The following is a 15,657-nucleotide window of genomic DNA, read 5'->3' on the forward strand; positions in this document are numbered from 1 at the left end:
TACTAATTATTTTAGACTGTAGTGAAACTCGTAAATGAATCGAGTTTCGCTACAGTCCTTTTTTATGTTTTCAGCATCAAAGAGCTTGAATAAGAGCGCATTTTTAAAATTTCAAGAAAAAGGTGCTTTATTTTTGTTAGTGAAAATCCATTCTATTATAGTTGGCTAAAAAGGAGCTGATACTATGCTGATTGCCTATAACAATCAACAGCAACTATTTCTCCCATATCAATATACGAGGAAAGCTTTACAGCGATATAGGCGGCAAATGAAATTTTATTGCCCTCAATGTTTAGAACAAGTTCAATTGAAAATAGGTAACTATAATATTCCCCACTTTGCTCACTTCACAAAAAATCAATGTTCACAGCTGTTCGCAGAAGGTGAATCTAAAATACATTTACAAGGTAAAGTGCAATTATATGAGTGGCTCCAAAAGCATGGACATCAGGTGAAACTAGAACCATATTTAAAGGAGGTTTCTCAGCGCCCAGATTTGCTTGTTACACTCGATAAGGAGCAGTTTGCAGTTGAATTTCAATGTAGTACTATCTCTCATGAAAAATGGCACCAACGAACAATGGGCTATGAAAGAAACGATATACAAGCAATTTGGCTTTTTCAAACTCCACAAGGCAAAGAAGCTGTCAACGGCATCAGAAAAATTAGAATCTCTCCACTGCTGCAAAAGGCGTTTATAACGACAACGGATTTACCATATTTATTGACGTACAACCCGGTGACAGCCCAGTTTGTTTATTGGACGAATCTTCTTCATGTTCATGGGCATACTTTCATAGGTAAAGTACAGAAAATTTCGGTCGATCTACAACATTTCCCTTTTTATAGACCTCAACGTATTACCCCAGAAGAATTTCAACGCTATTGGCAGCTCTATAAACAGACTTGTAGGCAATTTGCGCATAGTCGTCTTTTACATAGCAAGAAGGGGGCACAAGATCCATTTTTACGTAATTGCTATGAATTAAATCTTTCTCTTACTGCTCTGCCACCATACATTGGTATTCCAGTGAAAGAAGGAGCAGCTATCCCTTTGTTTACGAGCGAGTGGCAAATAATGCTGTTTTATTTTAGTAAACAATTAGGACGTCTTCCATTTGAATTAACAAAGGGGCAGATGGAAAACTTTTTATGTAAGCATCAGCTGGAAGTAACCGAACAAGCACTCAGGGCTATTCAAAATTATGGGTATCTTCTTAAGCGTATGCATCATGAGGATGGTTTACTAGATAATTGTGAGCAAGTCTATGTACATTTATTTGCAATTGCCACAATATACTGAGAAAATATGAGAGTAAAAGGAAAAAAGCACATATAAAGGGGGCTGGCATATATGGCTAGTAACAGTAATCAGGTTTTGGTTCGAAAAGAAGTACCAGAAGAATTAACATGGCGCTTAGAAGACATCTTTGCAACAGATGCAGCTTGGGAAGAGGAATTGAAGGAGGTTGCAGAGCTTGCTAAACAAGCACCTAGCTATGCAGGTACTTTAAATAATGGGGCAGAGGCATTATTAGCAGCTTTACAGTATCATGATCATATATATGAACGTGCAATGAAGCTCTACACATATGCTCATATGCGCTATGATCAAGATACTACAAATAGCTTTTATCAAGATATGAACAGCCGTATTCAAACATTGGCAACGAGTATCTCAGCTGGCCTTTCCTATTTAACGCCAGAAATTCTGTCATTAAGTGAAGAAACGATTGAACGCTACTTAACAGAAAATCAAGACCTAGAACTATATAAGCAATCTTTAAAAGAAATTACAATGGCACGTCCACATGTATTACCAGCCGAACAGGAGGCATTGCTAGCGCAAATGTCTGAGGTGACAGGTACAGCTTCGAATACATTCAGCATGTTAAACAATGCCGATATGGTATTCCCTCATGTGAAAAATGAAGAGGGAGAAGAAGTACAACTTACGCATGGTAATTATATCAAGTTTTTAGAGAGCAAGGATCGCTCTGTACGTGAAGGCGCATTTAAGGCTATGTACGAAACATACGGCAAGTTTAAAAATACGTTCTCGGCTACGCTAACTGGTAATGTAAAGAAGCATAATGTAAGTGCTCGAATTCGTCATTATGAATCTGCACGCCACGCTGCCATGTCTAATAACTTCATTCCTGAAAATGTCTATGATCAGCTGGTGGAAACAATTCATAAGCATTTACCAGCTATGCAACGTTATATTTCGTTGCGTAAGAAATTATTGGGTGTAGACGAATTGCATATGTGGGATTTATTTGCGCCACTAGTTAAAGAGGTGGAAATGAAGGTCTCTTATGATGAAGCGAAAGATATTTTAGTAAAGGCTTTAGCTCCATTAGGGGAGGAATATCAAAGCATCGTTCAAAATGGACTGGATAACCGCTGGGTCGATGTTTTAGAGAATAAAGGGAAGCGTAGTGGAGCCTATTCTTCAGGCGCCTATGGTACGAATCCGTATATTTTAATGAATTGGCAGGATAATGTGAACAATCTATTTACATTAGCACATGAATTTGGCCATAGTGTTCATAGTTATTATTCACGTAACAACCAGCCTTTTGTTTATGGAGACTACTCTATTTTTGTGGCAGAGGTCGCTTCTACTTGCAATGAAGAGTTATTAAATGACTATTTACTGAAAACAATTGATGATCCACAACAAAAAATATACTTATTAAACCATTGGCTAGATGGCTTCAGAAGTACGGTATTCAGACAAACAATGTTTGCAGAGTTCGAACACCTTATTCATCAGATGGATAAGAACGGTGAATCCTTGACAGCAGATCGTTTAACAGAAGTTTACTATGAATTAAACAAAAAGTACTTCGGTGATGATATGGTGGTTGATGAGGAAATAGGCTTAGAATGGGCTCGTATTCCACACTTCTACTATAATTACTATGTTTATCAGTATGCGACTGGTAAATCAGCCGCTACAGCATTGAGTAAACAAATTTTAGAGGAGGGTGCACCAGCTGTAGAACGTTATATTAATAACTTCTTAAAAGCGGGATGCTCTGATTTCCCTATTGAGGTATTAAAGGCAGCAGGCGTTGATATGAACGTAGCTAAGCCAATTGAAGATGCATGTAAAGTATTTGAAGAACGTTTAAATGAATTAGAAAAATTATTGTTAAATAACTAATTAATTGGGCTATAGGAATGTTCCTATAGCCCAATTATTTTTATTAACAGCATAAATTAAAAGGAAAGAATAATGTTTTTTTTTGATTTCTAAATAGTTTAAAAGTGTGCATCTTGGAAAAATACTGTTTGTAATCGCTTTCTATTTGACAAATTTGTGAATCTAGTATTGGTTTCATTGCTAAATATATTATTCCATGATAGAGTAATTCTTGTGAAATAAATCACAAAACAAACATACACCCCTTTGTTTGAACGTGAACATTTCTCCCATCCCCTTTGTGAAAAAGAAGCGTCTCTATCGGTCGAGGATAGAGGCGCTTCTTTGTATTTTGCGTTATCTTGAAAAAGGGACTCCATCATGATGATTGGAGTCCCTTTTGTTTATTTTATTATTTAAGACGCCATAACGTAGCGTGAGTAGTCTGGATTCGTTCGATCTTTTGTTGCAGCATGCGTTTCTTTAGTTCACGCTCTGCTGCTTGCTCTGTTAATGAATAGATAAAAGCTATTTCATTTGTAGAAAGAGTATGGAATTTAGAAAATAAGTCCTCTATTGATGGTAAAGGCTGACGGACAAGCTGTTCGTTCAGCATTTCTTGTAAAATATGTTCATAAACTTCATAGGAATAGCTACCACTAACTTTTAGTCCCTCATCTTCAATACATTCATTGAAAAATACGATACTTGGTACTTCATCTACTTCCATTTCGCGTTTAATATATAAATCGCATTGGAAAGCACGTGCTGCCTCTTTTGAACCAAAGTCAACAGTAAACTCATTCATATCGAGTTGAACATCCTCAGCTATTTTTAAAAGCGTTGCATAGGAGTTTACATCTTGATGACTTAATAATACGTATTCTTGTAGTTTCGACAAATAACGCGCACCTGCACGTTTCCCCTGTAATTCAGCTGCTTTAATAGCGATAGAAGGTAAAACAGGGTGATTAATATCAAGTTCGATTCCTGAAATACAGCCTTTGACACGTTTACTTAAGCAATTTAAAGAAGTAAGTTCTGTACTTAAAACAAAGCGCCATGTGAAGTAATGGTTGTATTCAAGCTGTAATTTACGAAGAGTTGCTTGCATACTGAAAGCTTCAGGGCAAAGTGGATCTACGAAAATATACAATTCAATTGGCTTGTTTGCAGTAGAAATCGTTGGCGTTGGCTCTTGCAACATTTGAATATTATTCACGTAACAATTCCCCCTCATCGTCATTTGGCGTATTAACCATGTGATGAGCTGTTAATACTAAACGTTGATAATAAGTTTCACGGAACTTCCCTTCCAAACCTACCTCATCCATTGCTTCTGACATACACTCTAGCCAAGCTTGAGCGCGGTCAGGTGTAATAGGAAAATTCATGTGACGTGCACGCATCATCGGATGACCATGCTCCTCAGTAAAAAGATTTGGCCCTCCTAAATACTGTGTTTGAAATTGAATTTGTTTACGGGCTGTTTCTGTTAAATCCTTTGGAAAGATTGGAATAAGATCAGGATGCTGAGCAACTCTTTTATAGAACGCATGAATGAGTTCTGACAGTTTTTCAGCTCCCAGCTCCTCATAAGGAACAGTGTATTTTCGACTCATAAGTTATATGCTCCTTTAATTCTTTATATCGTAAAGTACCATATTGTATACTTCATCCTCATCAAATTGTGAAATTCTTGTGACTACCTTCATTCTATCAACGTCTTTTCGTTAACACAAACAAAGAGCTCTTTCGAATTGCTGTTCGCTACAAAAGCACAAATTTCACCACTATGGGTGAAATTTGTTGGAAATGACATAGATAACAGGAAAGATGCGATTACACTGTAAAGTAATTCATCACTTTTTTGACATAATTCTGTGTTTCTTTGAAAGGAGGGATTCCTCCATATTTCGTAACACGAGATGCGCCAGCATTATAAGCTGCTAATGCTAGTGAAGGGTCATTATTAAACTTATCTAGCATTTGACGCAAATATTTTGCACCAGCCATAATATTCTGCTCTGGATCAAAAGCGTTAGTCACACCCAAATATTGTGCTGTTTTGGGCATGAGTTGCATTAAACCTTGTGCACCCGCATGGCTTACTACAGTTGGATTAAAATTAGATTCTTGTTTAATAACCGCTGCAATAAGCTTCGCGGGTATCTGATAAGTAGCGGCTGCTTTTTCAATAATGGCAGTATACTCATTTGATCCTGCTAGTGAATTAGCATATGCTGTAGAGCCTATTACATCGTCTGAAACATAGGAATCAAGTTTGTTATTAGCATATGTGTTTGCTAAAGCTTGTTTGACTGATTCAGGTATAAACACAGCATTAGACCCTTTGTAAAGTAATGATTCTAATGGACTTTGCTCCAAAGTAGCTAATTCTTTGACGAAATTTGAATTATTTGCTGTTCCTGTAGCAAGCAAGCTTGATAATTTAGCATTACTTGCTGTCGAAGTTTCTCCTAATAATTCGTTAATCATATCAGAAAAAATAGACTCATTGTCTGTGGGTGAACTTTCGCTTGATCCAAGTGTTTGCAAAGCCCGAATTTCTAGTAAAGATTTGAATGATTGAATATCCAAGGAGTCAGACACCTTCCTTTTTTCTACTTTTATAAATTTTGTGCTTTTAGTGCCTTCATAAAACGAGCAATTTTTTTATCAGTTGGTTGCTTATCAATACCATATTTTTGTAAAAATTCGTCGAAAATTATATTTCCTTTTATTGCATCTTTTGCTTCATATTCTACCTCATAATCGTCACGCTGCAAATAGAAAGAATGATCAAAAACGAGAAGTCCCTCTTTGTAAGGAATTTCGACACGATCTGTAGTGAGAGAACCAAATACATGCAATTGTTCTAAAGGAATGTGATGAAGAGCTAATCTTTTAGCTACCTCTTGAGCATAAAATCCTTTGCCATCTAACATTTGTTGCGCCTCTATTGCTGTTATTTCATCCGTCGTTTCAAGGTGAGCATGCTCGGCGTTTTTTTCTTTGAGCGTACATTCGAAATAATCACCAATTTGTCTAATACGAAGACCACTTTGTAGGTTGCGAATTGCTTGATTAGGTGTGTCAAAATAATGATTTGTTTGACGATGAATAGCATTTTGGCTAATGTGGAACTCTTGTAATAATTGCTCGTATTGTTGTTTTGTTAATAGATTTTTAAATTCAATTTCAATTTCTTGTGTCATTTATAGTCACCTATTTATTTTTTATTTTTCATCCGTTGTTTCGCTCGAATTAATATTTACACACTGCAACTATTTACCCTGTGTGCTAAAATAAGAGGAAGAGTACAACGAAAAGGGGAACCGCATGTGCGTAAAATTTATACAATAGATACATCGAATTTTGAACAAGATCAACTTCATTTTAGTTTAAACGACAATGAAGTAAATTTACAGTTAAAACCTGCTGGACAACTCATTGCAGATTCAGATGATTTTGCATTCATTTATTTACTTGATGCAGGTGAAGACTATCATTACTTGCGTTTTCCACCGAGTAGTTGGGAGAATCTTGTACATATTTTACAAAAAGGGAAAAATCCATTGCTACGAATAGGTGAAGAAGTGATTGAGCTGACAAATTTCTACGAGGAATTGGAAATGCTCGTGTATAATATTGAAGGAAATTACAATTATGGGGCAGAATTTGTCCAGGCAGTGGAACAACACTTCAAGGCTATTCTTGCTGAATAGAAAGACAAAACGAACAGACGGTGGTGTTCGATACCGATTGTCGGGAGGTTTTTACAATGGGACAATGGGAAATTTTTTTAAGTCCTTATAAACAAGCAGTAGACGAATTAAAAGTAAAATTAAAGGGCATGCGTTCGCAATTTGGTATTGTTAATGCCAATTCGCCAATTGAATTTGTTACAGGACGTGTCAAGCCTTTAGCAAGTATATATGACAAAACGTTAGAAAAAGGACTAGCTTTTGAGCCTTCTAAACAACTTGGTGATGAACTTGGTGATATTGCTGGCCTTCGGATTATGTGTCAATTTGTTGATGATATTTCAACGGTAACTGAGCTAATTCGTCAGCGAAAAGATATGCGTGTAGTGGAAGAACGCGATTATATTACACATAATAAGCCTAGTGGTTATCGCTCCTACCATATGATAGTGGAGTATCCTGTTGAAACAATTCAAGGAAAAAAAGTAGTATTAGCGGAAATACAAATCCGTACACTAGCCATGAATTTCTGGGCTTCAATAGAGCATTCTTTAAATTATAAATATAAGGGCATGTTCCCAGAAGAGATTAAGAATCGCTTGCAAAGTGCTGCCGAGGCAGCATTTCGGTTGGATGAGGAAATGTCATCCATTCGTAGTGAAATTCAAGAGGCACAGGCCTACTTTAGCGAATATAAAGAAGCATCGAATCCTAATTTACTAACGGAGAAGGAGCGTGACGCACAATGAAATTTTCGATTCAATCACGTAGAGATGCACAATCCAACGAGCTGATGGAACTTGCTAAAACCTATTTACAGGATTTTGGCTTGACCTATGATGAAGAGACGCCAGAAATTGTTGTTTCGATTGGAGGAGATGGCACACTATTGCATGCCTTTCATCGATACTCCCATTTATTAGATCAGGTAGCCTTCGTTGGTATCCATACTGGGCATTTAGGATTTTATGCGGATTGGAAACCATCTGAATTAGAAAAATTAGTTTTATCCATTGCTAAAAAGGATTTTAATGTTGTGGAATATCCACTGCTGGAAGTAAAGGTAGAGCATCATAATGCAGAATCAAATACGTATCTAGCTTTAAATGAAGCAACAGTCAAATCGCCAGATGTTACACTTGTAATGGATGTTGAGTTAAATGGCAATCAGTTTGAACGTTTCCGTGGAGATGGCCTCTGTGTATCCACTCCGTCGGGTAGTACGGCTTATAATAAAGCACTAGGTGGGGCCATCATACATCCTACACTTGCAGCACTTCAAGTTACTGAAATTGCCTCAATTAATAACCGTGTGTTCAGAACAGTAGGATCACCATTAATTTTGCCAGCGCACCATCATTGTGTATTGCGTCCTGTAAATGAACAAAATTTTAATATGACTGTTGATCACTTGCAAATTACACAAGGTGATGTCAAAGCGATAGCGTTTAATGTAGCAAATGAAAAAGTACGTTTTGCCCGTTTCCGACCATTCCCATTTTGGGAGCGAGTGCATGAATCCTTTGTCGCAAATGAATAATATGGATACACGATTTACATTGCAATTTGTGGCGAAGAAAAATGGCCAACTATTACGCGAAGCCCTTCAAGAGTGGCGTATTTCTAAGCGAGCTCTAACCGCTATTAAATTCGATGGTGGTATGTTGACTGTGAATGATGTCGAACGTAATGTAAGGCATATCCTGCAAGCTGGTGATTGTGTGAAAGTAACGTTTCCTCCTGAAGAAAAAAGTGAAGGGCTTGCTATCGAGCATGGCGATTTGACCATTGTCTACGAAGACGATGCCATCTTAGTGCTCAACAAACCAGCTCACCAAAGCACGATCCCCTCACGAGAGCATCCAACGAACAGCATTGCTAATTTAGTTTGTGGCTATTTCCAGCAACAAGGATTGGATTCTACGGCTCATATTGTTACAAGGCTGGACCGTGATACATCAGGTTTACTCTGTATAGCTAAGCATGCTCATATTCATCATTTAACAGGGCTTGCTCAGCGTAGTAGGGAGATTTCAAGACAATATGAAGCCATTGTACATGGACATATCGAACAAAATTTTCAATCGATTATAGCGCCGATTGGTCGTAAAGAAGCTAGTATTATTGAAAGAGAAGTACGAGAAGATGGGCAATATGCACATACAGATGTAAAGGTTCTGAAGCGCTTTTTACTAGGTGCTGAACCAATGACACATGTACGACTTCAACTGCATACAGGGCGTACACATCAAATTCGTGTGCACATGTCGCATCTCGGACATCCACTTGTTGGTGATGACCTTTATGGGGGTAGCCGTCTTCAGATTGATCGACAAGCACTCCATTGTGTATCTTTAAGTATGGAACATCCTTTAACAAGTGTGCCATTACATTTTACAAGTATGCTAAATGAAGACATGCAAAGGTTACTGAAGGAATCTTCTGCATAAATTTTAGAAGGAGATGTTCGCACAAACGAGCATCTCCTTATCATTTTTTGATTAAGGTTAAACTGGCGAATTCTTCTGGAGGGCAGTTGTTAACAGCTATTCCAGATCGTATGCTTGAAAACGTATTGTTTTTCTGCGCGTTAACGACCATTAACCAGAGGGTATGTTAGAGAAGTAGATTATTTTTACACCTTATTCATAACAAAGTGACAAAGGTAAGGTATAGTAAAATAGAATCGTCATGATTTTAGGCGTAATATTGAATTTTATAAAAATCTGCTCAACTACTCATAAAAATAACTTAAAAAAGAGTTTGCAGAAAAGGTACAATACACTCTATTATATAGAAGGTAGATTTACGGCATTGCCCGTAAAATGATTGAAAGCTCGGAAGGAGGGGACAAGCATGATAGAGGAAAGAAATGAAAAGGATGATGTGCAATTTGATGAGGCACATCTACGAGAAATGCTAGAAGCACATAATATTGACGCATTCCGTGATGAGTTTTTAGAACTTCATCCATATGATCAGGCAACGTTTTATGAAAAGGTGGAACCTGATATAAGGAAAATCATCTATTCGTTCTTGTCTCCGACAGAAATGGCTGATATTTTTGAGGCAATCGATATTGAAGATGATGAATATAAAGCATATCTTGCTGAAATGGATCCATCATACGGTGCAGAAATGCTTTCTCATATGTATGCGGATGATGCGGCAGATGTCTTAAATGAACTGGATACGGCACAGCGTGAAAGCTATTTAGAAATGATGGATGAAGAAGCGGCTGAAGATATTAATGAGCTACTAAGATACGATGAATATACAGCCGGTTCTATCATGACAACTGAATATGTCGCTATACCAGAAAATTCAACAGTACGTTCAGCAATGGCCATTTTGCGTAAAGAGGCACCAGATGCAGAAACTGTTTATTATATTTTTGTAGTGGATGAAGAACATCGTCTGACGGGTGTTATATCTTTACGAGATTTAATCATTGCTGACGAGGATACACTTATTCGTTCAATTATGAATGAACGTGTCGTGATGGTACATGTAGGGGATGACCAAGAAGAAGTCGCACAAATTATGAAGGATTATAATTTCTTAGCGACACCTGTTATTGATGATAAAGGAGAATTACTTGGTATTATCACGGTTGACGATATTATTGATGTTATTGATGAAGAGGCTTCTGAGGATTACTCTAAATTAGCTGGTATTTCGGATATGGATAAATTTGATGTAACACCATTCCAAGCGGCTAGAAAACGTTTGCCTTGGCTAGTGGTTCTACTGTTTTTAGGTATGTTAACAGCTAACCTAATGGGGCAATTTGAAGATACTTTAGATAAGGTAGCCTTACTAGCCGTCTTTATTCCATTAATTTCTGGAACGTCAGGGAATAGTGGAACACAGGCATTAGCCGTGGCGATTCGAGGGATTGCAACAGGCGATGTAGAAGAACATAGTAAATTCAAGTTACTATTACGTGAAGCAGGTACTGGCTTAATGTCAGGCATAGTTTGTGGATTAATTGTTATTGGGATCGTTTATTTTTGGAAACATGAACTTGTCCTAGGCATGTTAGTAGGGGCAGCACTTTGTGGTTCCATTTTAGTGGCGACATTAGCAGGTTCATTTATTCCATTGTTAATGCATCGACTAAAAATAGACCCTGCTGTTGCATCAGGACCTTTTATTACAACTTTAAATGATATTACAAGTATTTTAATTTATTTGGGTTTAGCGACAGTTTTCTTAAGCCAAATAGGCTAAGAACCAATTTGCTTACTTCCGCATATTGTATGGAAAAAAGGGAAGTGAGTAAAGTGGATCAAGAACCACGCTTGTTTATAAAATCACCATCTTATTTTTTAAATATTTCTAAGGTGTTACATGAACTTGATTTGGATGAAAGTACATCTGTCTATGTAAAGGACAATATGTTCGATGAGCAAATAGCTGAAGAAAAAAATGATCCAATAGATGATGTACAAATAGATCCTTATTTACTGAAACAGCTCCAATTTTTAGAAAAACCATTTCGTCAGAGAGCCTATCAGCCACTATTAGTTTGTTTAAAGGATGGTAGAAAATTAACTGGGACAGCTTCAGACGTACAGAGTGATTCCTTGATGCTTACATCATTAGAATTAAAAATACAGGAAACTATTCATTTTGAAGATATACAGCAAATACTTTGGCGTGGAAGAAAATTGCCAACATTATAAAAAAAGTGTACAGCAGAGGATGCTGTACACTTTTTTTATGTGTGTGTGTCAAAGGTGAAAGAATTAGTCACAAATCCCTAAGTCAACATCAGCGATACATTGTACAGCGCAGAAGCAAGATAAATCCACAGTAATACAGCTATCTGTTGAGCTCCAGTCATCTACTTTACAGATTTTCTTCATGTTGATACAACAACCATCTTTGCTTAGTAAGTCTACTGTACTTTCACTAGAGTCAAATGTACATAATGGCTCTAAAACACGTAAAGTAGCACAGCATTCATCAAACATATCTTCTACACGGAAGAATACGGATGTACAAATACAAGGATCTGCTGTTGGAGAGTTAAAGAATGCTTTGAAAGGAGTACCATCTTTTGTAATTAACATGAAGACACGTGTATCTGCTTGTGAGCGTGCAGGACTAACAATCCCGCCTAGTGGTTCTAAGAAACAGTTTGCTGTACATGGAGAACACTCATCTCGCACCGCTTGATTTTGAATATCTAAAATAGCGCGAACTACGTCACAAACGCAGCCTGCTGAATGGATTGGTCCAATAGGATTTGTTGGCTTACCACAACCCATATTGTCACCCCCTTTCCTTGTTACTACTTCTACAATATGTACTTTTGAAAACTGGACTCGGGCTTTTGTGTATTTCTTTGAATGAATAGTTTTTTTATGTGTGGAGAAACTGTAAAGAAAAGGAGGGTAAAACTTGAGGCTATTAGGAATGACGTTACCTCTCTTAGTTGTTTTATCGCTGTTAAATGGTTGTGCTGAAAAGGAAAAATTTATCGTCTATGGGTCTACACAAAATGAAAGTGAAGTCGAAGCCCTTATAAAAGAAGAAGACTATGTTGATCGTTCAACGGTTATCCAATATGACGATAGTATGCTTGTTGCAGTACAAATTAAACCATGGGAGAAGTGGAAAAAAACTAAGTTAGAGAAAAAGTTGCAAAAGAAATTTGAAAAGAAATATCCAAACAAGGATGTGTTTGTCTCCGCTGATTACAAAATTTTTTATGAAGCCAATAAAATAAAAAAGGATCAGATGGAAGATACTAAATTAAGCGATAAAATTACAGAACTAAAAGAACTTGCAAAGGAGGAGACATAAATGGAAAAAGAGCAATATCAACAGTTAGAGCAAAATGTTACACCAAAGCCCCCTTATTTAAAGAATGTAGCAAAGGCCTTTTTCGTTGGTGGTTTTATTTGTGCAATTGGTCAAGCTGTGTCTCTTTTTTATATTATTTTCTTCAATTTTACAGAGGCGACAGCAGGAAATCCAACTGTTGCAACAGTGGTGTTTTTTTCCATGATTTTAACAGGTCTTGGCCTTTATAAAAGAATTGGTCAATTTGCTGGGGCTGGATCGGCAGTACCAGTAACAGGCTTTGGTAATGCTGTTGTTTCGGCAGCTATTGAGCATCGTTCTGAAGGGTTAGTATTGGGAGTCGGCGGAAATTTATTTAAATTAGCAGGATCGGTTGTATTATTTGGTGTAGTGTCTGCGTTTTTTGTAGCACTCATTAAGTATATCCTCGTAACGATAGGAGTGGTTTCATGGTAATTTTATTTCAAACGAAGCCCTCTCTTTTAGCTGGTGGAGTGGTAGCGGGTCCTTTAGAGAATCGGAGTGTTTTTAGTCAGTATTTTGACTCCGTTTATGATGATGAACGTTGGCAAATGAAAACAAATGAACAGGGTCATCGCAAAATGATTGAAGAGGCCTGTGAATATGCTATGAAAAAAATGGGTGTACAAAAAGGTGATATCGATTATTTGATGGGCGGAGATTTAGTCAATCAAATGACACCGACTAATTTTGCTGCTAGAGATTTAGAAATTCCTTTTATTGGACTATTTTCTGCATGTGCCACTTCCGTTTCTTCAGTAATTATTGCATGCCTATTAACAGAGTTAGGTGCTGCTAATTTTTCATTAGCAGGTGCCTCCAGTCAACATAATGCAATTGAACGCCAGTTTCGTTACCCGATCAATTATGGAGCACAAAAACCACAAACAGCTCAATGGACTGTAACTGCTGCTGGTTATGCGTTAATTGGGAAACATCGCGAGGAGTATCCATCTATAGAAGCAGCAACAATTGGCAAGTCCGTTGACTATGGTATGGATGATCCTTTCCATATGGGTGCTGCAATGGCACCTGCAGCTTTTCAGACGATTCAATCACATTTACAACAGAGAAACCAAAAAATTTATCATTATGATTTAATTTTAACAGGCGATTTGGGCCAGCTTGGCTTAAAGCTATTAAAAGGAATGCTTGTGGAAAATGGCGTGAAAAATGAAGAGCTCACGTTATTACGTGATGCAGGTGCTGAATTTTATGGACAGGATGAAGCATTCCAATCTGGTGCAAGTGGAGCAGGCTGTTCGGCAGCTGTTTTTTTTAGTTATGTTATTCAACAAATGCGTGCAGGGAGCTATAAGCGAGTATTACTAGTAGCAACGGGGGCGCTATTATCCCCGCTATCCTATCAGCAAGGCGAGACGATTCCATGTACTGCACATGCGATAGAAATTACGATGAAATGAGGCAAAAAACATGGTTATGACTTTTATATTTGCATTTATTGTTGGAGGCATTATTTGCGTCATAGGCCAATTATTAATGGACGTTGGCAATTTAACACCAGCACATACATTAAGTACGTTAGTAGTTGTAGGCGCTATATTGGATGGTATGGGCTTATATGAGCCATTAATTAATTTTGCTGGAGCAGGTGCGACAGTACCCATTACATCCTTCGGGAATTCATTAACACATGGTGCTCTGGCAGAGGCAGAAAAACATGGACTTGTAGGCGTATTAACAGGCATGTTCGAGGTAACAAGCTCAGGAATCAGTGCTGCTATTGTGTTCGGCTTTATTGGTGCATTAATATTTAGACCAAAAGGAAATATTGACTAGACGAATACCCCTCCCATTTTTACGACCGAAACATATTATAGGTTGTAGAAGGGAGGGGTGCTTTTATGGGATACCAAGGCTGGGGCTCACAACCGTATGGAAATAACGTTGGTGGGTGGAACAATAGCTACTGCGGAGGTTACTCTGGAGGCAACAACTATGGTTATGGTTCTACATTTGTTCTAATTGTTGTACTATTCATTTTATTAATTATTGTTGGCGCTACTTACATCTAATTTGATGAACATAATAAAGGCTTTAGCTTTTATTTAGGAAAATCTAAATAAAGTTAAGGCCTCCACCATTTGCGAAATGTTTCGTGCAAGACGCAAGGTCATTTTGAGTTTTAATGATAGGAGGGAAAACATGCATCGCTCGTTTTTTAATTCGATTGAGCAAAAAACAGGTGTATCGATGGATGAAATCTTCGCATTAGCCAATGCCATTCAACATGCGGATTTTACCAGTGAAAAGCAAGTAAGAAAAATTGTACGACGAGTTGCTAAAATATCTAACAGATCGATTACGCAAGAGTTAGAAGATAAATTAGTACAATCTATTATTCAAGATGGAGCATCACTAGATTTCGATAAAATCACTAGAATGATGAAGTAGCGCATGGCATATCTACTTGGCAATGCAGCTTGTTACGATAGAGTAGATAAATGGTGGCAAGCGAATTCGTCTCATAAAAAAGGGGTGTTACGACATTATAAATATCGTAACACCCTTTCATTAAATGTTCTTCTCCATAGCACGGTGTGGAATACCTGCATCCATAAACTCGGGTGAGGTAACTGTAAAGCCTAGCTTTTCGTAGAAGGGAATAGCATAGCTTTGTGCATGAAGTTTTAAGGTTTTTTTATTAATGGAAATAGCGTGCTTCTCCATTTCCTTCATGATTAATGCGCCTAACTTTTTGCCACGTTGGGATTGTAAAATACAAACACGCTCAATTTTAGCTGTATTGTTGTCAATACTGCGTAAACGTGTTGCTCCAACAGGCTCATCGTTATCATACATAATAAAATGTGTTGCAGTTGCATCTTCAGCATCACATTCTAGATGAAGCGGAACACCTTGCTCTTCAACAAATACTTTTTTGCGAATGGCAAAGGCATCATCGTGTTCTTGCTTTGTTTCAACAATTTTAACGGTATACAA

At 37.5% G+C, this 15,657-nt stretch carries 20 protein-coding genes; 14 read left to right on the forward strand and 6 right to left on the reverse strand.

Going from position 1 to position 15,657, the window contains the following annotated elements:
- The first annotated feature begins 184 nt into the window (after positions 1-184).
- Positions 185-1,303, forward strand: coding sequence for a competence protein CoiA family protein (locus MKZ14_RS03500; RefSeq protein WP_103117493.1), 1,119 nt, complete (start codon positions 185-187; stop codon positions 1,301-1,303).
- A gap of 51 nt (positions 1,304-1,354) precedes the next feature.
- Entirely contained in the window at positions 1,355-3,172 is a 1,818-nt protein-coding gene (gene pepF, locus MKZ14_RS03505) for an oligoendopeptidase F (protein WP_103117494.1), read from the forward strand.
- 391 nt (positions 3,173-3,563) lie between these two features.
- Here pepF and MKZ14_RS03510 read toward each other — a convergent pair whose 3' ends face one another.
- From MKZ14_RS03510 to MKZ14_RS03525, 4 genes are all read right to left on the reverse strand, one after another.
- Positions 3,564-4,373 carry a DsbA family protein gene (locus MKZ14_RS03510; RefSeq protein ID WP_004227450.1) on the reverse strand — a complete coding sequence of 270 codons (810 nt, stop codon included), beginning with the start codon at positions 4,371-4,373 and terminating at the stop codon, positions 3,564-3,566.
- On the reverse strand, positions 4,366-4,773 hold the full coding sequence (locus MKZ14_RS03515) for a hemoglobin (RefSeq protein ID WP_004227447.1): 408 nt from the start codon (positions 4,771-4,773) through the stop codon (positions 4,366-4,368). Before MKZ14_RS03515 ends, MKZ14_RS03510 begins: the two co-directional genes overlap by 8 nt.
- Before the next feature lie 220 nt (positions 4,774-4,993).
- On the reverse strand, positions 4,994-5,752 hold the full coding sequence (locus tag MKZ14_RS03520; RefSeq protein WP_048392027.1) for a lytic transglycosylase domain-containing protein: 759 nt from the start codon (positions 5,750-5,752) through the stop codon (positions 4,994-4,996).
- 29 nt (positions 5,753-5,781) lie between these two features.
- The gene (locus MKZ14_RS03525) at positions 5,782-6,369 is read right to left on the reverse strand and encodes a CYTH domain-containing protein (protein ID WP_103117496.1); all 588 of its coding nucleotides are present in this window, start codon (positions 6,367-6,369) and stop codon (positions 5,782-5,784) included.
- Positions 6,370-6,495: 126 nt separating this feature from the next.
- On the opposite strand from MKZ14_RS03525, the gene MKZ14_RS03530 reads away from it, so the two are divergent.
- The 6 genes from MKZ14_RS03530 (at position 6,496) to MKZ14_RS03555 (ending at position 11,546) form a co-directional block, all read left to right on the forward strand.
- Entirely contained in the window at positions 6,496-6,879 is a 384-nt protein-coding gene (locus MKZ14_RS03530; protein WP_004227440.1) for a hypothetical protein, read from the forward strand.
- Between the two features lie 56 nt (positions 6,880-6,935).
- Positions 6,936-7,607, forward strand: coding sequence for a GTP pyrophosphokinase family protein (locus MKZ14_RS03535; RefSeq protein ID WP_004227437.1), 672 nt, complete (start codon positions 6,936-6,938; stop codon positions 7,605-7,607).
- Positions 7,604-8,398, forward strand: a complete 795-nt coding sequence (locus tag MKZ14_RS03540; protein WP_339280617.1) for an NAD kinase — start codon at positions 7,604-7,606, stop codon at positions 8,396-8,398. Before MKZ14_RS03535 ends, MKZ14_RS03540 begins: the two co-directional genes overlap by 4 nt.
- A 1-nt stretch (position 8,399) precedes the next feature.
- Positions 8,400-9,308, forward strand: coding sequence for an RluA family pseudouridine synthase (locus tag MKZ14_RS03545; RefSeq protein ID WP_036076821.1), 909 nt, complete (start codon positions 8,400-8,402; stop codon positions 9,306-9,308).
- A 406-nt stretch (positions 9,309-9,714) separates the two neighbouring features.
- Positions 9,715-11,091: a magnesium transporter gene (gene mgtE / locus MKZ14_RS03550; protein WP_036076671.1), complete on the forward strand. Its 1,377-nt coding sequence runs from the start codon at positions 9,715-9,717 to the stop codon at positions 11,089-11,091.
- 53 nt (positions 11,092-11,144) lie between these two features.
- Positions 11,145-11,546: a hypothetical protein gene (locus MKZ14_RS03555; protein WP_244905056.1), complete on the forward strand. Its 402-nt coding sequence runs from the start codon at positions 11,145-11,147 to the stop codon at positions 11,544-11,546.
- 63 nt (positions 11,547-11,609) lie between these two features.
- On the opposite strand, the gene MKZ14_RS03560 is transcribed toward MKZ14_RS03555, so the two are convergent.
- Positions 11,610-12,134 (reverse strand): CotY/CotZ family spore coat protein, encoded by a 525-nt coding sequence (locus MKZ14_RS03560; RefSeq protein WP_004230953.1) that lies wholly within the window; start codon positions 12,132-12,134, stop codon positions 11,610-11,612.
- A gap of 133 nt (positions 12,135-12,267) precedes the next feature.
- Between MKZ14_RS03560 and MKZ14_RS03565 the strand changes: the two genes are divergently transcribed.
- The 6 genes from MKZ14_RS03565 to MKZ14_RS03590 all read left to right on the forward strand — a co-directional run bounded on the left by MKZ14_RS03565 (position 12,268) and on the right by MKZ14_RS03590 (position 15,108).
- Positions 12,268-12,672 (forward strand): YhcN/YlaJ family sporulation lipoprotein, encoded by a 405-nt coding sequence (locus MKZ14_RS03565; protein ID WP_257961534.1) that lies wholly within the window; start codon positions 12,268-12,270, stop codon positions 12,670-12,672.
- Entirely contained in the window at positions 12,673-13,128 is a 456-nt protein-coding gene (gene spoVAC / locus MKZ14_RS03570) for a stage V sporulation protein AC (RefSeq protein WP_016994343.1), read from the forward strand.
- Positions 13,122-14,117 carry a stage V sporulation protein AD gene (locus tag MKZ14_RS03575; protein WP_036076668.1) on the forward strand — a complete coding sequence of 332 codons (996 nt, stop codon included), beginning with the start codon at positions 13,122-13,124 and terminating at the stop codon, positions 14,115-14,117. The genes spoVAC and MKZ14_RS03575 overlap by 7 nt, the downstream gene beginning before the upstream one ends.
- 10 nt (positions 14,118-14,127) lie before the next feature.
- Complete coding sequence (gene spoVAE / locus MKZ14_RS03580; RefSeq protein ID WP_016994345.1) at positions 14,128-14,493, forward strand: stage V sporulation protein AE; 366 nt, start codon at positions 14,128-14,130, stop codon at positions 14,491-14,493.
- A gap of 65 nt (positions 14,494-14,558) precedes the next feature.
- Positions 14,559-14,729 carry a YjcZ family sporulation protein gene (locus tag MKZ14_RS03585; RefSeq protein ID WP_009374137.1) on the forward strand — a complete coding sequence of 57 codons (171 nt, stop codon included), beginning with the start codon at positions 14,559-14,561 and terminating at the stop codon, positions 14,727-14,729.
- Between the two features lie 130 nt (positions 14,730-14,859).
- Complete coding sequence (locus MKZ14_RS03590; protein ID WP_004230969.1) at positions 14,860-15,108, forward strand: stage VI sporulation protein F; 249 nt, start codon at positions 14,860-14,862, stop codon at positions 15,106-15,108.
- Positions 15,109-15,228: 120 nt separating this feature from the next.
- Here the strand turns inward: MKZ14_RS03590 and MKZ14_RS03595 are convergent, their stop codons facing one another.
- On the reverse strand, positions 15,229-15,657 hold the full coding sequence (locus MKZ14_RS03595) for a GNAT family N-acetyltransferase (RefSeq protein WP_339281003.1): 429 nt from the start codon (positions 15,655-15,657) through the stop codon (positions 15,229-15,231).

This window comes from Lysinibacillus sp. FSL P2-0066 (genome assembly GCF_037969495.1).
GTDB classification, from domain to species: Bacteria; Bacillota; Bacilli; order Bacillales_A; family Planococcaceae; genus Lysinibacillus; species Lysinibacillus boronitolerans.